Annotated in this window: 15 protein-coding genes and 1 pseudogene; 4 read left to right on the top strand and 12 right to left on the bottom strand. The window is 74.6% G+C overall.

From position 1 onward, the window contains the following. From ABD879_RS26525 to ABD879_RS26545, 5 genes and pseudogenes are all read right to left on the bottom strand, one after another. Nucleotides 1–920, bottom strand: a 920-nt coding sequence (locus ABD879_RS26525) for a phytoene/squalene synthase family protein (RefSeq protein WP_345024346.1), incomplete at its 3' end; no start/stop codon positions are given. Continuing rightward, the gene (gene crtI / locus ABD879_RS26530) at nucleotides 917–2,401 is read right to left on the bottom strand and encodes a phytoene desaturase family protein (RefSeq protein WP_345024347.1); all 1,485 of its coding nucleotides are present in this window, start codon (nucleotides 2,399–2,401) and stop codon (nucleotides 917–919) included. The genes crtI and ABD879_RS26525, both read right to left, overlap by 4 nt. 173 nt (nucleotides 2,402–2,574) lie before the next feature. After that, complete coding sequence (locus ABD879_RS26535) at nucleotides 2,575–3,627, bottom strand: ABC transporter permease (protein WP_345024357.1); 1,053 nt, start codon at nucleotides 3,625–3,627, stop codon at nucleotides 2,575–2,577. Further along, a complete protein-coding gene (locus ABD879_RS26540; protein ID WP_345024358.1) occupies nucleotides 3,624–4,001 on the bottom strand; it encodes an ABC transporter permease in 378 nt (125 codons plus the stop codon). Before ABD879_RS26540 ends, ABD879_RS26535 begins: the two co-directional genes overlap by 4 nt. Nucleotides 4,002–4,116: 115 nt before the next feature. Continuing rightward, nucleotides 4,117–4,494, bottom strand: a pseudogene (locus ABD879_RS26545) (ATP-binding cassette domain-containing protein); the annotation flags it as partial. Between the two features lie 75 nt (nucleotides 4,495–4,569). Here ABD879_RS26545 and ABD879_RS26550 point away from each other — a divergent pair. Both ABD879_RS26550 and ABD879_RS26555 read left to right on the top strand, forming a co-directional pair. Further along, nucleotides 4,570–5,268, top strand: coding sequence for an ATP-binding cassette domain-containing protein (locus ABD879_RS26550; protein ID WP_345024359.1), 699 nt, complete (start codon nucleotides 4,570–4,572; stop codon nucleotides 5,266–5,268). 132 nt (nucleotides 5,269–5,400) lie between these two features. After that, on the top strand, nucleotides 5,401–7,707 hold the full coding sequence (locus ABD879_RS26555) for a beta-L-arabinofuranosidase domain-containing protein (protein ID WP_345024348.1): 2,307 nt from the start codon (nucleotides 5,401–5,403) through the stop codon (nucleotides 7,705–7,707). Here the strand turns inward: ABD879_RS26555 and ABD879_RS26560 are convergent, their stop codons facing one another. After that, on the bottom strand, nucleotides 7,708–11,250 hold the full coding sequence (locus tag ABD879_RS26560) for a WD40 repeat domain-containing serine/threonine protein kinase (RefSeq protein ID WP_345024349.1): 3,543 nt from the start codon (nucleotides 11,248–11,250) through the stop codon (nucleotides 7,708–7,710). Nucleotides 11,251–11,376: 126 nt separating this feature from the next. On the opposite strand from ABD879_RS26560, the gene ABD879_RS26565 reads away from it, so the two are divergent. Next, nucleotides 11,377–12,075 (top strand): NADPH-dependent F420 reductase, encoded by a 699-nt coding sequence (locus ABD879_RS26565; RefSeq protein WP_345024350.1) that lies wholly within the window; start codon nucleotides 11,377–11,379, stop codon nucleotides 12,073–12,075. Between the two features lie 4 nt (nucleotides 12,076–12,079). On the opposite strand, the gene ABD879_RS26570 is transcribed toward ABD879_RS26565, so the two are convergent. Continuing rightward, nucleotides 12,080–13,372, bottom strand: a complete 1,293-nt coding sequence (locus ABD879_RS26570; protein ID WP_345024351.1) for a cryptochrome/photolyase family protein — start codon at nucleotides 13,370–13,372, stop codon at nucleotides 12,080–12,082. A 105-nt stretch (nucleotides 13,373–13,477) separates the two neighbouring features. Beyond that, nucleotides 13,478–14,665: an ROK family transcriptional regulator gene (locus ABD879_RS26575; RefSeq protein WP_345024352.1), complete on the bottom strand. Its 1,188-nt coding sequence runs from the start codon at nucleotides 14,663–14,665 to the stop codon at nucleotides 13,478–13,480. 154 nt (nucleotides 14,666–14,819) lie between these two features. Here ABD879_RS26575 and ABD879_RS26580 point away from each other — a divergent pair, with 154 nt between their 5' ends. Next, the gene (locus ABD879_RS26580; RefSeq protein ID WP_425549659.1) at nucleotides 14,820–15,956 is read left to right on the top strand and encodes a sugar ABC transporter substrate-binding protein; all 1,137 of its coding nucleotides are present in this window, start codon (nucleotides 14,820–14,822) and stop codon (nucleotides 15,954–15,956) included. 121 nt (nucleotides 15,957–16,077) lie between these two features. Here ABD879_RS26580 and hpnH read toward each other — a convergent pair whose 3' ends face one another. From hpnH to ABD879_RS26600, 4 genes are all read right to left on the bottom strand, one after another. Continuing rightward, on the bottom strand, nucleotides 16,078–17,082 hold the full coding sequence (gene hpnH, locus ABD879_RS26585) for an adenosyl-hopene transferase HpnH (protein ID WP_345024353.1): 1,005 nt from the start codon (nucleotides 17,080–17,082) through the stop codon (nucleotides 16,078–16,080). Next, nucleotides 17,082–18,581: a 4-hydroxy-3-methylbut-2-enyl diphosphate reductase gene (ispH, locus tag ABD879_RS26590; protein WP_345024354.1), complete on the bottom strand. Its 1,500-nt coding sequence runs from the start codon at nucleotides 18,579–18,581 to the stop codon at nucleotides 17,082–17,084. Before ispH ends, hpnH begins: the two co-directional genes overlap by 1 nt. After that, nucleotides 18,578–20,503 (bottom strand): squalene--hopene cyclase, encoded by a 1,926-nt coding sequence (gene shc / locus ABD879_RS26595; protein ID WP_345024355.1) that lies wholly within the window; start codon nucleotides 20,501–20,503, stop codon nucleotides 18,578–18,580. Before shc ends, ispH begins: the two co-directional genes overlap by 4 nt. Nucleotides 20,504–20,538: 35 nt before the next feature. Further along, on the bottom strand, nucleotides 20,539–21,401 hold an 863-nt coding region (locus ABD879_RS26600), incomplete at its 5' end, for a polyprenyl synthetase family protein (RefSeq protein WP_345024356.1).

The following is a 21,401-nucleotide window of genomic DNA, read 5'->3' on the forward strand; positions in this document are numbered from 1 at the left end:
CGGGCGGCCGCCGCCCGCGCGGCGACGCCGAGCGCCACCGCCGCCCGCCGCTCGCGCCGCGGCACGGCCCGCCGGTGCAGCACCGCGTAGCCGTCCGCCTCGATGACGCGCAGGATGTCGCGGTACAGCACGTAGGCGGTGCGGATGCAGGGCCGCGAGACGGGGTCGAGCATGTCCAGGCCCGGCGCGGCCTGGCGGTACACGCCTTCGGCCAGGTCGGCGGCGGCCCGCAGCGCGGACCGGATGCGGGGGTCGGGGCGGCCGGTGTCGCGGCTCCAGCGCAGCAGCTCCCGGTCCACCCCGTGCGCGTCCAGCAGGTCTTCGGGCAGGTAGACGCGGCCCCGGTCGAGGTCCTCGCCGACGTCCCGCAGGAAGTTGGTCAGCTGGAAGGCGATGCCGAGCGCCGCCGCGTGCGGGGCCGCCTCCTCCCGCGGCGTCACCGTGCCCAGCACCGGCAGCATCTGCAGGCCGATGACGGCCGCCGAGCCGTGCATGTAGACCTCCAGGTCGGCGTAGGTGGCGTAGCGGGTGACCTCCAGGTCGCTGCGCATGGACGCCAGGAAGTCCAGAAAGTGCTGGTGGTCGATGTCGTAGGCGGCCGCCGTGTGCGCCAGGGCGCGGACGACGGGTTCGGTGCCGGTGCCGTCGCGCAGCCCCGCAACCAGCTGCTCCTCCAGGGCGTGCAGGGCTTCGGCGCGCCTGCGCGGTGTGACGTCGCGGCTGAGGTCGTCGACGATGTCGTCGGCCCAGCGGGCGAACCCGTACAGCGCGTGGACGGCGGGACGGCGCGCCGCAGGCAGCAGCCGGGTGGCCAGGAAGTAGGTGCGGCCGTGCCGTGCGTTGAGGCGCCGGCAGCGCGCGTAGGCCCGGCGCAGGGCCGGATCGGTGATGCCCGCCGCGTCCAGTTCCCGCCGGGTCATGGCGCCCGCCTCCCGTCGCGCGGCCGGACGAGGCGGGCGGCGGCCAGCTTCCCGGAGATGAGCACGGTGGGCACGCCGACGCCGGGCGTGGTGCCGCAGCCCGCCAGGACCGCGTTGCCGACGCCCCGCACGCGGTTGCGCGGCCGGAACGGGCCGGTCTGCGCGAAGGTGTGGGCGACCGAGAACGGCGTGCCCGCCGCATGGCCCAGCGCCGTCCAGTCGGCCGGGGTGACCAGCCGTTCGCTCTCGATGGAGGCGTCCAGTCCGTGCAGGCCGCGGCGCTCCAGCTCCGCCACCAGCGCGTCGCGGTAGCGCGGGCCCAGGGCGCGCCAGTCGCGGGCGCTGGGGCCGACGGCGGTGTTGGGGCAGGGCGCGAGGATGTACAGCAGCTGCCTGCCGCCGGGCGCCAGCGCGGGGTCGCTCGCGGTGGGGCGGGTGACCAGCAGCGACGGGTCGCTCATCACCCGGCCGGTGCGGGTGATCTCGCGGAACGTGCGTTTCCAGGCCCTGCCGAAGAAGATCGTGTGATGTCCGAGCCGCGGCCAGGTGCGGGCGGTGACCGCGTGCAGCACGACCGCCGACGGCGAGTGGCGCAGCGGCAGCGGGCGGCGCGGCGCGCGGCCCAGCAGGCGGTAGGCGGCCGGCAGCTCGATGGTGAGCACGACCGCGTCGCAGGGGATGCGGCCGTCCGCGCGGGTGCGCACGGCGGTCACGCGGTCGCCGCGCCGGTCCAGGGCGGTGACCTCGCTCCCCCAGCGGAACTCGCCGCCCGCGTCGGCCGCCGCGTCCGCCATGGCCCGTGCCAGGGCGTGCATGCCGCCGCGCGGGAAGTACACCCCGGCCACGGTGTCCATGTAGGCGATGACGGCGTAGGCGGCCAGGGCCCGGTGGGGCGGCACCCCCGCGTACAGGGCCTGGAAGGTGAACGCGCGGCGCAGCCGTTCGTCCGGCAGGAACCGGCGGACGCGCGCGTCCAGGCGGCCGAATCCCCCCAGGGCCGCCAGCCTGGCCAGGTCGGGGGTGAGCAGTTGCAGCGGGGAGTCGAAGTCGGCGTCGATGAACCGGCGCATCTGCACGCCGTACAGGTCGCGCAGCCAGGCCCGCAGCCGCCGGTAGCCGTCGGCCGCGCCGGGCCCGGCGAACCGGCGTATCTCCTCCTCCATCGCCTCGGCGCGGGTGTGCACGTCCAGGGCCGAGCCGTCGGGGTACACCATGCGGTACGCGGGGTGCAGTTCGAGCAGCTCCACCCGGTCGGCGAGCCGGTCGCCGACGGCGCGGAACGCCTCGTCGGCCAGGTGCGGCATGGTCAGCACGGTGGCGCCGCCGTCGGCGCGGCACCCGCCCAGGTCGAGCCGTCCGGCCCGGCCGCCCGGCTCGCCGCAGCGCTCCACCACCGTGACCCGGCACCCCGCCCCCAGCAGGTGCAGCGCGGCCGACAGCCCGGACAGCCCGGCCCCGACGACCACCACATGGTGCGGCATCGGCGCCCTCCCCTGCTCCTGTCCGGCGGACGACGTCCCCTCCGGCCGCCGTCCGAACCGCGTCGCCGCCCGTGGATTCCGCCAAGATTTCTTGGCTTCCCCCCGGGTGGGTCGGGACGCGGTCATGGCAGGAGCCCGCCGTTCTTTTTGCGGCCGCGGGGAAGGCGCCCCGGTCAGGTCAGGCGCTGGGTGCTGCTGAGGACCCGCTGGGCGACCACGACCAGGACCAGGAACGCGCCGCTGACCACCTGCTGGACGGCGGAGGTGAGGTTGCCGACCTGGTTGATCAGGTTCTGGATCACGCCGAGCAGCAGCACCCCGGCCACGGTGCCGGTCACCCCGCCGACCCCGCCGGTGAGCAGGGTGCCGCCGATCACCACGGCGGCGATCGCGTCCAGCTCCAGGCCGATGCCGAGGATGGTCACGCCGGACGACAGGCGGGCCGCGTTCAGCGCGCCCGCCAGCCCGGCCAGCAGCCCCGACAGCAGGTAGACCAGGATCTTGGTGCGCACGACCGGCACGCCCATCAGGCCCGCGGCCTCCTCGCTGCCGCCGCCCGCGTACACGTTCTGCCCGAAGCCGGTGCGCTGCAGCAGCACGGCCCCGGCGACGGCGAGCAGCACGGTGATCAGGACGGGCCAGGTGAGGCCGAACGGCCCGTCCTGGCCCAGCGAGGCGAAGGCGCGGTCCTCGACCAGGTAGGTGGTGGCGCCCTCGTCGGACACCGCCGGCATGAGCCCGCGGACGCCGAGCAGCCCGGCCAGCGTGACGATGAACGGCGCCATGCCCAGCCGTCCGATCAGCACGCCCTGCAGCAGCCCGATCGTCCCGCACACCGCCAGCGGCAGCGCCAGCGCGGCGAGCGTCCCCGCGCGCGAGCCGTAGGCGGCCAGCACGCCGCCGAGCACGAACAGCGAGCCGACCGACAGGTCGATCCCGCCGCTGATGATCACGAAGGTCATGCCGAGCGCCGCGATCGCCAGGAACGCCGAGGACACCGCGACGGCGCGCAGGTCGGCGCCGGTGGCGAAGGAGTCGAAGGCGAGCGTCCCGAACGCCGCCAGGCCGAGCAGCACCAGCGCCGCGCCGTGGTGCTGCAGCAGGCGGCCGAGCCGTTCGCGGCGGGCGGCGCCGGTGCCGGGGGCGAGTCCCCGCCGGCCGGGCTCCGGCGGCGGCGCCGGGCGGCCCGCCGCCCCGCCGGCGGTGATCGCGGTGGGGTCGGTCATCGCGCACCTCGGTTTCCGGCCGCGTACACCGCGGCGAGGATGATGGCCGCCTGGACGATCTGCGCCCAGGACTGCGGCAGGTCGTGCTCGATCAGGGTGGCGGCGAGCAGCTGCATCAGCAGCGCCCCCATGACCGTGCCGAGCACGCGGATCCGGCCGCCGCTCAGCGGGGTGCCGCCGATGACCACGGCGGTGATCGCCGACAGCTCCATGGACAGGCCGAGGGAGGTGGGGCCGCCGGCCTGCAGCCGGGCGGTGGCCAGCACCCCGGCCCGGGCCGCCAGCGTGCCGGAGACGACGTAGACGGCCAGCAGCAGCCGCCGGACCGGCAGCCCGGACAGCTCGCTGGCGGTCCGGTTGCCGCCGATCGCCACGATCCGCCGCCCGAACGTGGTGCGGCGGACGACGCCGCCGCATGAACTCCGCCACCAGCCGGTCGATGCGCGGCTCCGACACCAGGCCCGCCCGCGCCAGCCGGGGCAGCGCGGCCAGCGCGATGTTCTCGCGCACCGACAGGCCGGGCACGATGCCCTCGGCCTTGCGGTCCTCGGGCGGCAGGCTCACCCCGGCGCGCAGCGCGGCGGCGACGGGCCGGCGGCGGCGCAGCGGCGTGCCGTCCGCGACGACCTGGCCGTCGTCCCGCGGCAGCGCCCCGACGCTGGCCTTGGCGGTCTCGGTGCGGCCCGCGCCGAGCAGCCCGCCGAGCCCGACCACCTCGCCGGGGCGCACGGTCACCGACACGCCGTCCAGGACGTGCCGCCGGGTGAGCCGGTGCGCCCGCAGCACGGGCGGCCCGGCGGCCTCGTGCCCGCCGGAGAACCGGGTGACGCCGCCGGCCCGCACGTCGGCCGGATCGCGGCCGAGCATCAGGGAGATCAGCCGCAACGCGTGGCGGAGAAGGTCCTGGAGGCCGCCGGGATCCTCAAGAGGTTCCCGGGGGTCGTGGCGCTCGACCACGTCTCGCTGGCGCTCGTCCCGGGCGAGGCGCACGCGCTCGCCGGGGAGAACGGCGCGGGCAAGTCGACGCTGCTCAAGGTGCTCACGGGCGTGCTGCGTCCGGACGCGGGCGAGCTGCGCGTCGCGGGCGCGCCGGTCCGCTTCGCCGGGCCGCGCGACGCCGGGCGCGCCGGGATCGGCGCCGTCCACCAGGACGCCGGCCTGCTGCCCCTGATGAGCGTGGCGCGCAACCTGTTCCTCGGCCGCGAGCCCCGCACCCGCCTCGGGCTGATCGACACCGCCCGCATGAACGCCCGCGCCCGGGAGGTCCTCGCGCGCTACGGGGTGTCCGCCGACGTCCGCCGACCGCTCGGCTCGCTGCCCGCGGGCACGCGCAGGCTCGTCGCGCCGGCCCGCGCCTGCTCCCTCGGGGCGCGGGTGGTCGTCCTGGACGAGCCCGCCGCCTCGATGGAACCGGCCGAGGCCGCCGCGTTGCACCGCACCGTCGCCGCGCTGCGCGCCGAGGGCCGCGCGGTGGTCTACGTCAGCCACCGGCTGGAGGACCTGTCCGAGGTGTGCGACCGCGTCACCGTGCTGCGCGGCGGCCGCGTCGTGCACACCGGGCCCCTGGCCGCCCTGGACCGGCTCTCCCTGGTGTCCCTCATGCTCGGCCGCACCCCGCCCGCCGACCGCTCCCGGCCGTAGACCTCGCCCGCGTCCTGGACGGTCTCCGCAACGCGGGAAAGGAGGGGTTGCGCGGAGGGCGGGGCGGACGGATGATGCGCCCGATGCACCTGACGATGTTAGCGCTAACATCGATCGTGGAAGGGGTGTCGGATGTCCTCCTCCGTCAGCCGCCGCCGGTTTCTGGAGGCCGCAGGGGCCGTGGCCGCCGCTTCCGTCGCCGCATCCGCCGCCGGACGCTCGCCCGCACGGGCGGCGGTCGCCCCGGTCGGGGAGTCGGCGCGCCCCTTCGACTTCGGCCAGGTGCGGCTGACCGCGAGCCGGTGGGCCGACAACCAGAACCGCACGCTGGCCTACCTGCGGTTCGTCGACGTTGACCGGCTGCTGTACAACTTCCGCGCCAACCACGGGCTGTCCACCGGCGGCGCCGCCCCCAACGGGGGGTGGGACGCGCCGACGTTCCCGTTCCGCACCCACGTGCAGGGCCACTTCCTCACCGCGTGGGCGCAGGCGTACGCCGTCACCGGGGACTCCACCTGCCGGGACAAGGCGAACCACATGGTGGCGGAGCTGGCCAAGTGCCAGGCCAACAACCCCGCCGTGGGGTTCGGCAGCGGGTACCTGTCCGGGTTCCCCGAATCCGAGTTCGACGCGTTGGAGGCGCGGACGCTGTCCAACGGCAACGTGCCGTACTACGTCATCCACAAGACCATGACCGGCCTGCTGGACGTGTGGCGCCTCCTGGGCAACACGCAGGCCCGCGACGTCCTGCTGAACCTGGCGGCATGGGTCGACCGGCGCACCGGGCGGCTGAGCAGCCGGCAGATGCAGGCGATGCTGGAGACGGAGTTCGGCGGCATGAACGCCGTGCTGACCGACCTGTACCTGCAGACCGGCGACGCGCGGTGGCTCACCGCCGCCCGGCGGTTCGACCACGCGGCGGTGTTCGACCCGCTGGCGGCGGACCAGGACCGGCTCAACGGCCTGCACGCCAACACCCAGGTGCCCAAGTGGATCGGCGCCGCGCGCGAGTACAAGGCGACCGGCGACACCCGGTACCGCGACATCGCCGTCAACGCCTGGAACATCTGCGTGGACGCGCACACCTACGTCATCGGCGGCAACAGCCAGGCCGAGCACTTCCGCCCGCCGAACGCCATCGCGGGCTACCTGACGCGGGACACCTGCGAGAGCTGCAACACCTTCAACATGCTGAAGCTCACCCGGGAGCTGTTCACGCTGGATCCCGATCGCGCCGACCTGTTCGACTTCTACGAGCGGGCGTGGCTGAACCACGTGATCGGCCAGCAGAACCCGGCCGACGGGCACGGGCACGTCACCTATTTCACGCCGCTCAACCCGGGAGGCCGCCGCGGGGTGGGCCCGGCGTGGGGCGGCGGCACCTGGAGCACCGACTACGACTCCTTCTGGTGCTGCCAGGGCACGGGCCTGGAGATGCACACCGGCCTGATGGACTCGGTCTACTTCCACAGCGGCACCACGCTGATCGTGAACATGTTCGTGCCGTCGGTGCTCGACTGGTCGCAGCGCGGGATCACGGTCACGCAGACCACGTCGTATCCGGTCGGCGACACCACGACGCTGCGGGTCACCGGCGATGCCGGCGGCACGTGGGCGATGCGCATCCGCATCCCGAGCTGGACCAGCGGCGCCGCCATCAGCGTCAACGGCGTGGCGCAGAACGTCACCGCCGCTCCCGGCGGCTATGCCGCCCTCACCCGCTCGTGGACGTCCGGCGACACGGTGACGGTCCGCCTGCCCATGCGGGTGATCATGCGGGCGGCCAACGACAACGCCGACGTCGCCGCGGTGACCTACGGCCCGGTGGTGCTGTCGGGGAACTACGGGAACACCGCGCTCGGCTCCCTGCCGTCGCTGGACACCTCCTCGATCACCCGCACCGGCGGCGGTTCGCTCGCCTTCACCGCCACCGCCGACGGCGCCACGGTCGAGCTCGGCCCGTTCTACGACGCGCACGGCCACAACTACACCGTCTACTGGAACATCGGGCGGGCCGGCGGCACCGTCCGGCTCGTCAACGCGGGCAGCGGCCTGGTGCTGGGCATCCAGGACATGTCCACGGCCGACGGCGCACGCGCCCTGCAGTGGTACGACTCGGGCACCGCCGACCACGACTGGGAGATCGTCGACGACGGGGACGCGGTGCGGCTCCGCAACGCCCACAGCGGCAAGGTGCTCGGCGTCCAGGACATGTCCACGGCCGACGGCGCGACCGTCCTGCAGTGGTCGGACAACGGCACCGCCGACCACCGGTGGACGCTGCTCGACCAGGGCGACGGGACGTACAAGATCCGCAACGTGCACAGCGGCAAGCTGCTCGGCATCCAGGACGACTCGACCGCCGTCGGCGCGTTCGCGGTGCAGGACTCCGACGACGGCGGCGCCGACAACCGCTGGCGCATCGTCCGCAACGGCTGATCAGCAGGTCTCCCGGTACGGGACATTGGGGATGTGCCTCTTCCACTCGTCCCGGGTGAGCTGCCCGGATCTGCTGCACAGTTCGCTAATCAGGCGGGCGGGGGCGACGGCGTAGGTGTGGAAGCGTCCCCTCTCGTCGACGCTCAGCAGCGCCGAGCCGTCCGGGGTGAACGTGGTGGTCACGATCACGTCGACCGGGCCGGTGAGGGGCACGCCGAGCTGGGCGCGGGCCCGGCCGTCCCACAGCTTGATCTGGTAGTTGGGCGAGGCCTCGTGCGCGGTGGCGAACAGGCGGCCGTCCGGGGAGACGGAGGCCGTCTCGTCGTACGGGATCACCTTGCCGATGCGCAGGTCGTCCCCGCTCTGCTGCAACGTCCGGGCGTCCCACCTGCGGATATAGGGCTGGTAGAGGCTCGGCTGGCTGATCAGCGTGGTGCCGTCGTCGGTCTGCGCGTCGGCCTGCAGCGCCGCCGAGCCGCGGGTGAGGACCCGCCCGGAGGGGAACGCCACCCGGCCGAAGTACGGCGCGGCGACCAGGGACTTGCCGTCGGGGGCGAACAGGATGTTGGCGCCGCCGCCGTCGTTGCCGAACCGGGCCCGCGTCTGGAAGGTCCGGCGCGGGCCGGTGAGGTCCCAGAACGCCAGTGCGTTGTCGCCGTTGGGCATGACGGCCTCGACCGCGAGCGACCGCTCGTCCGGTGAGAACGCGAACACCTGCACCCCGCCGCTGACCTGGGCCGGGTCGAGGGGGCCGGTCACGACGGCGACCTTGGCGCCCCGGTTCACGTCCCAGATGCCGATGCGGTTTCCGCCGAGGCCGACGGCGAGCAGCCGGCCGGTGCGGCTCAGCTCCATCCCGTCGACCGACGGGGCGTCGTCGCCGAACGCGGACACGGGGACGGCGGCGCGCAGGGTCCGTCCCGGCACCGACCAGATGTGGATGGTGCGCGTCTGCGCCAGCGCGAGGGTGGAGCGGTCGCCGCTCACCGCCGAGTCGTGGTAGAGGGCCGTGCCGGTCGGGGCGGGGGTCTTGGTGTAGACGCCGATGTCGAAGGACCGGACGGTGCCGTCGTTGCCGACGCAGCGGAGCCTGGAGCCGTCGGCGGTGAAGGGCAGGCCGGTGTCGGCGAGGCATTCGCTGTAGGAGAGGGAGTACCGCATCACCGGCGCGGTCTCGAACCTTCCGGTGTCCCAGACGACGGCCCCCTGCGCGAGGAAGCGGCCGTCGGGGCTGAAGCGCAGCGGGTAGGCGGAGATCTTCTCGCCGCCGGACAGGTCCGTGCCGTATCCCGCGGCCCGGTCGAGCACCCGGATCCGGCCGTCCTTGAGGCGCACCGCGGCGCGCCGCCCGTCCGGGCTGAACGTCGCCGGGCCCGTGGTCTCGGCGGCCTCCGGCCCGAGGCCGGGGACGGGGATCTTCTTCATGGTGGCCGTGTCGTACCAGGCGAACGGCTCTTTGGAGTCCTTGGCGGGCACCGACAGGACCTTCTCGTCGGGGGAGAAGGAGGTCGCGTTGAGCAGGAAGTCGCTCACCGAGCCGGTCAGTTCGAGCAGGGCCCGTCCGGAGCGGGTGTCCCAGACGGTCAGCCGGGCCCGGTCCTTGTCTTCGAGCTCCTCGACCGCCAGGAAGGTGCCCGACCGGCTGAGCGCCACCCACGGCCGGTTCGCGCGCACCGCGCTGGGGTAGCGGCCGCGCCGGCGGCCGGTCGCCGTGTCCACCAGATAGGTGGAGCCGTCCTCCGCCGCGACCGCGGCGGTGCGGCCGTCGGCGGCCAGGCTGAGCCATTTGACCTTGGCGGGGGCCGTGAAGGAGCCGGTCCGCCGCCGGGTCTCGACGTTCCAGAACTCGACCTGCGCTCCGTCCCGGCCCCCGGCGACCGCCAGCACGCGCCCCGCCCCGTCGAGATCGGCGAGGGCCACCTGAATGCCGGGGAGTCTGCGCGCGTCGTCCTCCCACTGGTGCCGCACCGACAGCAGCGCCGACCAGGACTCGCTGCCCGGCCCCAGCCGCGCCGCCGCCACGGCCAGCCGCCGCGCCAGTTCGGGGCGGGTGCGGCGCAGGCTCTGGGCGAGGCCCGCCACCTGCACCGCCGTCGCGCGGTCGCGTTGCCCCGAGACGGTCCGCCACTGGTCGATCGCGACCGCTGCGGCGCCCACCGACATCACCATCAGCACCGCCAGGACGGCGCTGACCAGGGTGCGCGTCCGTCCGCGCCGCCGCTGCAGCGCGGACCCCGCGTCCAGGAAGGCGCGTTCGGCCGCGTTGAGCGTGAGGCGCCGGCGGCCGGTCGCGGCCCAGGACATCGCCCGTTCCAGCGCCGTCCCCTGGTAGAGGTCGGTGTTCTTGCGGCCGTGGTCGTCCCACAGGCGTGCGGCCTCGCCGAGCCGGACGTGGACGCTCAGCCCCGCCCGCTCCTCCTCCACCCAGTGCCGCAGACGAGGCCAGGACCGGATGAGCGCCGCGCTGGAGAGCGCGACGCGCCCGTCCTCCCATACCAGGATCCCGGCCTCGGTGAAGGAGCCGAGCGCCTCCTCCATGCCCGGCACGTCGGGGAACTCGTCCCGGCGGGCGGTGCGCACGGTGTCCTCGGCGCGTTCCCCGGGGGCGACCAGGCGCAGGAACACCTGCGGGGCGGCCTCCTGCGCCGCACCGCCCAGGCCCGCGTAGACCGATTCGGCGACCTCGGCCCGTGACGGCCCGACCGGTCCGAACGGGTCGCGGGGGATCAGGCCCTTCACCGCCTCGGCCACGTCCACGCCGCCGGCCAGGCCCAACAGCAGTTCCTCCGAGCCCGGCCGGTCGGCGGCCCGCTTCGCCAGCGCCCCGCGCACCAGGGAGCGCAGCGGCTCGTCCAGCATCGACACGTCGGGCTCGTGCTCGGCGACCTGCCGCTGGATCAGCGGGACGGTCGCGCCGTCGAACGCGTGCCGTCCGGTCGCGGCGAACAGCACGACCGCTCCCCAGCCCCACACGTCCACCGCGGCGTCACCGCGCTCACCGCGGTACCGCTCCGGCGGCATGTACCGCAGCGTGCCCTTGACCAGGCCGGACGTGGTGGACTGCGGCCCGATCCGGGCGATGCCGAAGTCGATCAGCCGGGCCCCGTCCGGTCCCAGCAGGATGTTCTCCGGTTTCAGGTCGCGGTGCACCACCCCGGCGCGGTGCACGGCCACCAGCGCCGCCGCCACGCCGATCGCCAGCCGCCGCAGCTCCTCCGCGCCGAACGGCCCGCCCTGCTCGACGGCCTGACGCAGGTTGGGGCCCGGCACGTATTCGCTGGCGATGAACGGGATCGGGCCGTCGAGATCCTCGTACAGCACCTTGGCGGTGCAGAACGGCGCGACCTTCCGCCAGGCCCGCACCTCTTTGCGGAGCAATTCCCGTTCGGTGTCGCCGACGCCGTGCAGCGCTTTGACCGCCACCCGCTCGCCGTCGGGGCCGTACCCTTCGTACACCACGCCCTGGCCGCCCGCTCCCAGTCTTCCGTCCAGGTAGAACGCGCCCAACTGCTGTGGATCTCCGGGGAGGAGCGGGGTCGCCAAGGCCAGGTCCTCTCGTCGCGGTTCCCGAGTGTCGGTCAAATAGACGCCGATGTCTACGGGCGAGTTCGGCGCCGCGCGATCACCGCGGCCGGGAATGCCCGGCGGGGACCGCGGGTTGTCGCCGACATGACGACGATCGGTCTCATCGGAAGCGGCAACATCGGCGGCACGGTGGCCCGGCTGGCCGTGGCCGCGGGCTATGACGTGGTGCTCAGCAATTCGCGCGGCCCGGAGACGCTGCAGGATCTGGTCGCCGAGCTCGGGCCGCGCGCCCGTGCCGCGACCCCCGTCGAGGCGGCGGAGGCCGGCGACCTGGTCGTGGTGACGATCCCGCTGCGGGCGTACCGGGACGTCCCGGTCGAACCGCTCGCGGGCAAGATCGTCATTGACACCGACAACTACTACCCGGAGCGGGACGGCCGGTTCCCCGAGCTGGACGACGAGTCGACCACCACCAGCGAGCTGCTGCAGGCGCACCTGCCGCGGTCCAAGGTCGTCAAGGGGTTCAACAACATCTTCTTCAAGCACCTGCTCGCGCTGGCGCGTCCGGCGGGGTCCGCCGACCGCACCGCGCTGCCGATCGCCGGCGACGACGCCGACGCCAAGGCCGCGGTGACCGAGTTCTTCGACGCGATCGGCTACGACGCGGTCGATGTCGGCCCGCTCGCGGAGGGGTGGCGTTTCCAGCGCGACACGACCGCCTACGCCGCCCTCTACGCCGGTGACGGCCCGGACGGCTGGGACAACCCCGTTCCGGTGGACGCCGCCAAGCTGCGCGAGGCCCTGGCCGCCGCCCGCCGGTACGCCGAGATGAACCGGGGCTGACGTCTCAGCCCAGGTTGACGATGGGCGGCGGGTAGTCGAGCGAGCGGCGCACCGCGTCGGGCAGCGTCCACGGGTGGTGGATGTGCGGTGCGGGGACGGCGGCGAGTTCGGGGACGTAGGTGCGGACGTAGCCGCCGTTCGGGTCGTGCCTGGCCGCCTGCCGCAGCGGGTTCATGACCCGGTTGGGGCGGGTGTCGTTGCCGGTCCCGGCGACCCACTGCCAGTTGCCCGCGTTGTCGGCGATGTCGCCGTCGAGGAGCCAGTCGCCGAAGTGGGCCAGGCCCTCCCGCCAGTCCACGCCGAGGTTCCTGGTGAGGAAGGACGCGGTGATCAGGCGGGCCCGGTTGTGCATGAAGCCCTCGCGGTGCAGCTGGCGCATGCCCGCGTCGACGATGGGGACGCCGGTCCTGCCGTCGCACCAGGCGTCCAGCGCGTCCTGCTCCCGGTTCCAGCGCCGTGCGCGGGGGCGGTAGTCGCGGCGGGGCAGGTCCGGGAAGGCCGCGGCCACCTGGTGGTGGAAGTCGCGCCAGGCGAGCTGCCGCCGGTAGGCCCCGCCGGTGGCCTCGGCCAGCTCCAGGGGTGAGACGCACCCGAACTTCAGGTACGGGCTGAGCCGCGAGGTGCGGTCGGCGGCCAGGTCGTCCTGGGCCTGCTCGTAGGCGGCGGCGTCGCCGCGCAGCCATGCCGCCATGCGTTCGCGTCCCGCGTGCTCGCCTCCCCGCGGCAGGCGGGGCGACAGCGGCCCGGTGGTCAGGTCGCGCAGGTCCGGCAGCGGCCCGGGCTCGACGCGGTCGGGCAGCCGGATGCTCGCAGGCGGGTCGGCGACCGGGCGCCACCGGGCCGCCTCCCAGGCCCGCCAGTACGGGCTGAACACGTGGTAGTGGTCGCCGCCGGAGGGGGTCAACGCGCCCGGCGGCACCACCGTGATGCCCGGGTGCACCGACACCTCCAGGGGCAGTTCCCGCAGCGCCGCCAGCCGCCGCGCCGCGAACGCCGACCGCTCGTCGGCGAGCGTCACCGCGCGGGCGCCGGTCTCGGCGGCGATCCGGGCGACGTGCGCGACGGGGTCGCCGCGGCGCACCACCAGGTCGCCGCCGCGGCCGCGCAGCGAGCCGCGCAGGTCGTCGAGGGCGTCGAGGAGGAACCGGACCCGGTTGGGCGCGGCGAACCGGCCGCCCAGGATGGCGTCGTCGAACACGAACAGCGGCACCACCCGCTCGGCCCGGCACGCCGCCGCCAGCGCGGGGTTGTCCCGCACCCGCAGGTCGCGGGTGAACAGCATGATCGAGACGCTCATCGCGACCTCACCCCCTGTCCGCGTGGACCGCCCCGTCCGCCGCGGTCCCCACGGCTCCCCTTCCCGCCCCGGCGGCCCGCGCACCTGGCGGCCGCGCCGGGCGGGTCAAGGTTTCAGCAGGTGGGCGGAGGTCTGCTGGGTGGCCAGGACGGTGGCGCCGAACGCCTCGGCGCGGTCGCCGAGGCTGCCGGCGGCCACGGCGACCGCGTGCCCGAGCGCCGGGGGCAGCCGGTGGGCCAGCTCGTCGCGGACGCCGTCCAGCAGCAGCCGGCCGACCGCCGCGACCTCCCCGCCGATCACCACGAGGCGGGGTTCGAGCACCGCGCAGACGCCCGCCAGCGCCTGGCCGATCATGCGGCCCGCGTCGGACACCACCCGCCGCGCCCCCGGATCCCCGGCGGCCAGCAGCGCCACCACGTCGGCGATGGTGGTGTCCGGCCCGCGGATGTGGGAGAACGCCGAGGTCAGCGCGCGGGCCCCGACGACCGTCTCCAGGCAGCCGCGGTTCCCGCAGCGGCACACGTATCCGCCGTCGACCACGGGGACGTGGCCGAGTTCGCCCGCCGTGCCGGTGGCGCCCTCGTAGAGCCGCCCGTCCAGGATCAGCCCGGCGCCGACGCCGTCGGCCAGCATCACGTAGATCATGTCGGGCACGCCGCGCGCCGCCCCGAACGTCCACTCGGCCAGGGCGCCCAGGTTCGCGTCGTTGCCGACGTGCACCGGGACGCCGACGCGGTCCCGCAGCCGGGCGGCGATGTCCACGTCGGTCCAGGCGGCCAGCATGGACGGGGTGCTCGGCGCGGGCGACCGCGACCGGACGGGCGCCGACACCGCCACGCCCATGCCGAACACGCGGCCCAGGCCCCGGCCCTCGGTGGCGACCAGGTCGAGGGCGGTCTCGGCGACGAAGTCCAGCGCCCGGCCGGGCTGCCGGTCGACGTCGAGCCCGCGGTGGCGCTCGCCGAGGACGCCGCCGGACAGGTCGGCCAGCAGCACGCGGATGTCGGTGTGCCGCAGGTGGACGCCGAGCACGCCGCCGCCCTCGGGGTTGAGCGACAGCGGGGTGGCGGGACGGCCGCCCCGCGAGGCGGCGGGCGGGCCGGACGCGGCCGCCTCGCTCAGCACGCCCTCGGCCAGCAGGTCGGCGACGAGGCTGGAGACGGTGGTGCGGGACAGGCCGGTCGCGCGGGCGATGCCGACCCGGCTGATCCGGCCGTGCCGCCGCACGGTCTCCAGCACCAGCAGCCGGTTGCGCGACCGCAGTGAGGCCAGGGAGCCCGGCGAGTCGACCATGACCGCACCTTAACCACTTTCTCCTGACTTCGTATTAACTATGGCCGCATCCGGCCCGTTTCGTCCTTGACGCTGATTAATTGCGATTTCTACAGTTCAGCAAAGTCAACGGCCGGGCGGACGGGCCCGGCTTCCCACCCCCTTTGGAGTTGGCGTGCGCACACGAGCGTCCGCGCTGGGCAAAAGCGGCACGGTTGTCCGCAGGCGGTTTTCCGGCAAAGGGGTCGTCGGCGTCACCGCCGTGTCGGCGGCCGCGGCGCTGGTCCTCACCGCGTGCGGGGGCGACTCCGGTGGCGGCGAGGGCGGTTCCGGCGCCGCCCGGGGCAAGGTGGGCGTGATCCTGCCCGACACCACGTCCTCGGTCCGCTGGGAGAACTTCGACCGCCCCTATCTGGAGCAGGCGTTCAAGGCGGCCGGCGTGGAGTACGACATCCAGAACGCCGAGGGCGACACCCAGCGGTTCCAGACCATCGCCGACCAGATGATCACCGGTGGGGTGACGGTCCTGGCGGTGAGCGGGCTGGACTCCAATTCGGCCGCGGCGGTGCAGCGCAAGGCGCAGCAGCAGGGCGTCAAGACGATCGACTACGACCGGCTCACCCTGGGCGGCGTCGCCGACTACTACGTCTCGTTCGACAACGTCAAGGTCGGCGAGGAAATGGGCAAGGGCCTGCAGAAGTGCCTGGGCGACAAGGACGCCGACATCGTCTACCTGAACGGCGCGCCGACCGACAACAACGCGACGCTGTTCGCGCAGGGCGCGCACGGCGTGCTCGACAAGGTCCCCACCTACACCAAGGTCGCCGAGCAGGCGGTGCCGGATTGGGACCCCCAGCAGGCCGCGACCATCTTCGAGCAGATGTGGACGCAGCAGAAGGGCAAGATCGACGGCGTGCTGGCCGCCAACGACGGGCTGGGCAACGCGGCCATCTCGATCCTGAAGAAGAACCGCGCCGCCGGGAAGGTGCCGGTGACCGGCCAGGACGGCACCCTGGAGGGGCTGCAGAACATCCTCGACGGCAACCAGTGCATGACGGTCTACAAGCCGGTCAAGCAGGAGGCGGAGGCGGCGGCCAAGCTGGCGGTCGCGCTGATCAAGGGCGAGAAGGCCGAGACCAACGGCACGGTGGACGACCCGCAGGGCAAGCGGCAGGTGCCCTCGGTGCTGCTGACCCCGATCGGCGTCGACAAGGACAACGTCAAGCGCGTCGTGGACGACGGGTTCGTCAAGAAGGAAGACCTCTGCAAGGGCGCCTACGCTGCCAAGTGCAAGGACGCCGGAATCCAGTAGGCGGCCCGCCCGAGGACAGCGAACAGGCGCGCGGCGCGGTGCTCGACGCCGTGGCGGCGATGGGCTGCCGGGTCGTCTCGCTGCACGCCGTCCACGGGACGGACGGCCGACTGAGGCGCCCCTAGGCGGAGCGCAGGGCCCGCAGGGACTGCTTCACCGACGACAGGGTCGTGAAGACGGCGGTGGGTTCGTAGCCGCAGTGGGCCATGCAGTTGGCGCAGCGCGGGTCGCGGCCCCGGCCGTAGGAGTCCCAGTCGGTGTCCTCCAGCAGCTCCCGGTAGGTCTGGGCGTAGCCGTCCGCCATCAGGTAGCAAGGGCGCTGCCAGCCGAACAGCGAGTACGACGGGATCGCCCACGCGGTGCACGGGAAATCGACCTTGCCCTCCAGGAAGTCGAGGAACAGGGGCGAGTGGTTGAGCCGCCACCGTCTGCGGTTGCCGCCGGCGAACGCCTTGCGGAACAGCTCCCGGGTCTCCCGGACGCCGAGGAAGTGGTCCTGGTCGGGCGCCTTCTCGTAGGCGTAGCCCGGCGAAATCATCATCTGGTCGACGCCGAGTTCGTCGTTGAGGTAGTCGAGCACCTCGATGACGGTGCGCGGGGTGTCGGTGTTGAAGAACGTGGTGTTGGTGGTGACGCGGAACCCCCGGCGGCGGCATTCGCGGACGGCGGCGACCGCCTGGTCGAACACGCCGTCCTTGCAGACCGACGCGTCGTGGCGGTCGCGCAGCCCGTCGATGTGCACGGCCCACGCGAAGTAGGGCGACGGCCGGAACTGGTCGATCTTCCTGGGGATCAGCAGCGCGTTGGTGCACAGGAACACGTACCTGCGCATCCGCACCAGCTGCTCGACCAGCTCGCCGATCTGCGGGTGCATCAGCGGCTCGCCGCCGGCGATGGACACCATGGGCGCGCCGCACTCGCGGACGGCGGCGACGGCCTGCTCGACGGGCATGCGCCGTTTCAGCACGTCGGCCGGATGCTGGATCTTCCCGCATCCGGCGCAGGACAGGTTGCAGGCGAACAGCGGCTCCAGTTCCAGCAGCAGCGGGAACCTGTCCCGGCCGCGGATCCTGTTGCGCAGGATGTGCGCGCCGATGCGCAGGCTCTGGCGGAGCGGCATGCCCATCAGGACCGCACCTCCTTGGGCAGGGTGAACTCGGTGGTCTCCACGGCCACCGCGTGCTCCTCCACCTCGACCGGGCCCAGGCCGCGCAGGGCGTCGACGACCGCGCCGACCATCGCCGGCGGCGCCGAGGCGCCCGCGGTGACGCCGACGACGCGGGCGGCGGCGAGCCGGTCCACCGGGACGTCGGCGGGCCCGTCGACGAGCAGCGCCGGGGTCCCGCCGCGCTCGGCCACCTCGACCAGGCGGCGGGAGTTGGAGGAGTTCTGCGACCCGACCACCAGCAGCAGGTCGGCGTCGCGGGCGACGGCGTGGACGGCGCGCTGCCGGTTGGACGTGGCGTAGCAGATGTCGTCGGTGCGCGGCCCGCGGGCGTCGGGGAAGCGGCGGGTGATGGCGCGGGCGATCTCCTCGGCCTCCTCCACCGCCAGCGTGGTCTGCATGAGGTAGGACACCGGCCGGTCGGCGGGCAGCCGCGCCACATCCTCGGCCGTCTCGACCAGCACGGACGCGCCCGGCGCCTCGCCGAGGGTGCCCTCGACCTCCTCGTGCCCGGCGTGGCCGATGTGGGCCACCAGGTCGCCGCGGGCGGCCGACCGCCGCGCCTCGGCGTGCACCTTGGCCACCAGCGGGCAGGTCGCGTCGATGACCCGCAGCCCGGCGCGGTCCGCCTCGGCGCGCACCTCGGGCGCCACCCCGTGCGCGGAGAAGACCACGACGGCTCCGGCGGGCACCTCGGCCAGGTCGTCGACGAAGACCGCGCCGCGCCGCCGCAGGTCCGCCACCACGTGCACGTTGTGGACGATCTGCTTGCGCACGTACACCGGCGGGCCGTGCTCGGCCAGCGCGCGCTCCACGATCTCGATGGCGCGTTCCACGCCCGCGCAGAACGACCGCGGCGAGGCGAGCAGGACGCGGCGCGGGCCGACGGCGGCGCCCCAGCGCGCCAGCGCCGGGCCGACCGTGCGCAGCCGGCGCAGCGCGGCCAGCCCGCCGGTGAGGGTGGCGGGGCTCAGCAGCGGACGGTCGGGGGTGTCCACGATCGCGCGGACGACGGCGTACGGGCGTCCCGCCGCCGCGGCGGCCAGCGGGGCGGACTCCATGTCCACCGCCAGCGCCCCGGTGGCGGCGAGCGCGGCGCGTTCGCCGCGGCCGAGCACGACGTGGTCGCTGGTCAGCAGCGGGCCGCAGTGCACGGGCGCGCCGACGCGTTCCAGCAGGCCGGCGAGCAGTTCCGCCGACGGGCAGGGGACGGCGCCGTCCGGACCGCGGATCTCCGTGGCGACGACCAGGCTGCCGGGCCGGATCCGCGGGTCCAGCGCCCCGGCGAACCCGGTCACGGCGAGCGCGTCGAAGTCCGGCAGCCGCGCGGCGGCCCGGTACGCGCGGTGCGGTCCGGCGCCGACCGTGACGACGTGCAGGCCGGGATGCCCGACGGCGCGCGCCTCGATCCCGAGGGCCGCGCACACCACGAGCCGCGCCTTGTCCTCGCGGGAGGTCACGGCCTCGCCTCCTTCAGGTAGCGGCCCAGGGCGCTCACCGGGAACACCAGCCGGTACAGGTGGTAGTTGATGTAGAAGTCGCCGGGGAAGCCGGTGCCGGTGTAGTGGTCCTCGTCCCAGGAGCCGTCGTCGCGCTGGTGCCGGACGAGCCAGCCGACCCCGCGGTCCACGGCGGCGGAGCGCTCACCGGCGGCCAGCAGGGCGATCAGGGCCCAGGCCGTCTGGGACGGGGTGGACACGCCCCGGCCGATCCACCCGGGGTCGTCGTAGGAGCGCAGGTCCTCGCCCCACCCGCCGTCGGGGTTCTGGTGCGCCTCCAGCCAGGCGACCGCGCGGCGGATCGGCGGTTTGTCGCGGCGGACCCCGGCGGCGACGAGCGCGGGCACCACGCTGCCGGTCCCGTAGACGTGGTTGGCGCCCCAGCGTCCGAACCAGGAGCCGTCCGGTTCCTGGGCGTTGAGCAGCCACACCACCGCCCGCCGCACCACCCGCGACCCGGCCAGGCCCTCCCCGCACAGCGCCTCGACCACGTGCGCGGTCACGTCGGCCGACGGCGGGTCGATCACCGCGCCGAAGTCGCAGAACGGCAGGCGGGTGCACAGGGTGCGGGTGTTATCGGCGTCGAAGGCGCCGTAGCCGCCGCCGCGCGAGGCCATGCCGGTCAGCCAGCGCACGGCCCGTCTGATCGCCGGCGCGGCGTCGGGGTGGGCGGTGCGGCGCAGCGCCAGGATCGCCTCGGCGGTGTCGTCGGTGTCGGGGTAGACGTCGTTGTCGAACTCGAAGGCCCAGCCGCCGGGCGGCAGGAAGGGCCGCCGCACCGACCAGTCCCCCGGCCCTTTGACCTCCTCGTCCAGCACCCAGGCGGCGGCGCGCAGCAGCGCGGGGTGGTCGGCGGGCAGGCCCGCGTCGGCCAACGCGGTGACGGCCAGCACCGTGTCCCACACCGGGGACTGGCAGGCTTCCAGGCGGCGGCCCTTGCCGTCGCGGATGGTGAACCGGTCGAGCCCGTCCAGGCCGCGCCGCATGACGGGGTGCTTCAGGTCGTAGCCGAGCAGGTGCAGCGCCATCAGCGAGTACACCCACGGCGGCTGGATGCCGCCCCACGACCCGTCGGCCTCCTGGCGGGCGATGATCCACTCGGCGGCGCGGCGCAGCGCGGCGGTGCGCAGGGCCCGCACCGGCCGCCTCTGGTAGACGTGCAGCGCCCGGTCCAGGGCGTCGAAGGCGTGCCCCCAGGCGTCCCGGGGGCGGCGCGCTCGGCGGCCGGTGCGCAGCTCGGACAGGTCGAACGGCAGCGGCCGGACGGGCCGCAGCGCGCCCACGACGGTCAGCGGGACGATCGTCTGCCGCGCCCAGCACGCCCAGTCGTAGACGTTCAGCGGGAACCACGACGGCAGGAACACCATCTCCGGCGGCATGACCGGCAGCTCGTCCCAGGGCCACTGCCCGAACAGCGCCAGCCAGATGCGGGTGAACACCCGGCTCGCCTCGATGCCGCCGGCGTCGCGCACGTAGGCGGCGGCGCGGCGCATGTGGTCGGCCTCCGCCGGGTCCCCGGCCAGCCGCAGCGCCACGTACGCCTCGATCGTGGTGGACAGGTCGGGCGGGCCGTCGTGGAAGTTGGCCCATGTGCCGTCGGCGCGCTGCTGGGAGCGGATCCAGCGGGCCGCCTCGGCGGTGTCGCCGGCGGTCCGGACGCCGAGGAACTCGCGCAGCAGCAGGTCTTCGGCGTCCATGGTGACGTTGGTCTGCAGCTCGCCCTTCCACCAGCCTTCGGGCGACTGCAGGGCGAGCAGGTGGTCGCGGGCCCGGTGCAGGGCGGCCGCCACCTCTTCGGTGCGCGGCGCGGCCGTGCGGGCCGCCGTCGTGCCGGTGTGCGTCGTGCCGGTCGTGCCGGTCGTGGTCGCTTGGGTCGGGGTCATGTCGCCATCCGTTCCGGGTGCTCCCGAGTGGTCGGTCAGTGGTCGCGGGCGGTGACGAAGCGGGCGAGGTCGCGCAGTTCGGCGCGGACGGCGTCGTCCATCCGCACCCGTGCCAGCCGCGCCTCGGCCCGCTCCAGGCGCTGCGCGGCCTGCGCCTCGGCCCAGGCGCGGCCGCCCGCCGCCTCGATCAGCCGGGCCGTCTCGCGCAGCTCGTCCTCGGGCCGCGGCGCCGGACGCGCGTACAGCTCGGCGAGCCGCCGCGACTCGGCGGTCCCGGCGGCCAGCGCGGCCACCACGGGCAGGGACTTCTTGCGGGCCCGCAGGTCCGACAGGACGGGCTTGCCGGTGGTGTCCGGGCTGCCCCAGATGCCGAGCAGGTCGTCCACGAGCTGGAACGCCACGCCCAGCTCGGCGCCGAACCCGTCGAGCGCGTCGACCAGCGCCGGCGGCGCCCCGGCGAGCGTGGCGCCGATCGCGCAGGAGCAGGCCAGCAGCGCGCCGGTCTTGTCGGCCGCCATGGCCAGGCACTCCGGCAGCGAGACGTCGGAGCGGGACTCGAAGTCCAGGTCGCGGGCCTGCCCGGCGATGAGCCGCCGGGTGGCCGCGGTGAGCACGCGCGCCGCCCGCTGCGCCGCCGGGACGTCCTCGTCCAGCAGCAGCTCGACCGCGACGGTCATCAGCGCGTCGCCGCCGAGGATGGCGGCGGCCGGGCCGAACACCGTCCAGGCGGCGGGCCGGTGCCGGCGGGTGCGGTCGCCGTCCATGATGTCGTCGTGCAGCAGCGAGAAGGCGTGCACCAGCTCGACCGCGACGGCGCCGGGCAGGGCCGCCTCGGGCGCCGCGCCGGCGGCGCGGGCCGACAGCAGCGCCAGCGCCGGGCGCAGCGCCTTGCCCGCGT

The sequence above is a fragment of the Actinomadura keratinilytica genome (assembly GCF_039539665.1).
Taxonomy (GTDB): domain Bacteria; phylum Actinomycetota; class Actinomycetes; order Streptosporangiales; family Streptosporangiaceae; genus Spirillospora; species Spirillospora keratinilytica.

Coding starts and splice junctions, on each gene's coding strand:
- crtI (WP_345024347.1), bottom strand. CDS start 2,401: ATGCCGCACCATGTGGTGGTCGTCGGGGCCGGGCTGTCCGGGCTGTCG.
- ABD879_RS26535 (WP_345024357.1), bottom strand. CDS start 3,627: ATGACCGACCCCACCGCGATCACCGCCGGCGGGGCGGCGGGCCGCCCG.
- ABD879_RS26555 (WP_345024348.1), top strand. CDS start 5,401: ATGTCCTCCTCCGTCAGCCGCCGCCGGTTTCTGGAGGCCGCAGGGGCC.
- ABD879_RS26565 (WP_345024350.1), top strand. CDS start 11,377: ATGACGACGATCGGTCTCATCGGAAGCGGCAACATCGGCGGCACGGTG.
- ABD879_RS26570 (WP_345024351.1), bottom strand. CDS start 13,372: ATGAGCGTCTCGATCATGCTGTTCACCCGCGACCTGCGGGTGCGGGAC.
- ABD879_RS26575 (WP_345024352.1), bottom strand. CDS start 14,665: ATGGTCGACTCGCCGGGCTCCCTGGCCTCACTGCGGTCGCGCAACCGG.
- hpnH (WP_345024353.1), bottom strand. CDS start 17,082: ATGGGCATGCCGCTCCGCCAGAGCCTGCGCATCGGCGCGCACATCCTG.
- shc (WP_345024355.1), bottom strand. CDS start 20,503: ATGACCCCGACCCAAGCGACCACGACCGGCACGACCGGCACGACGCAC.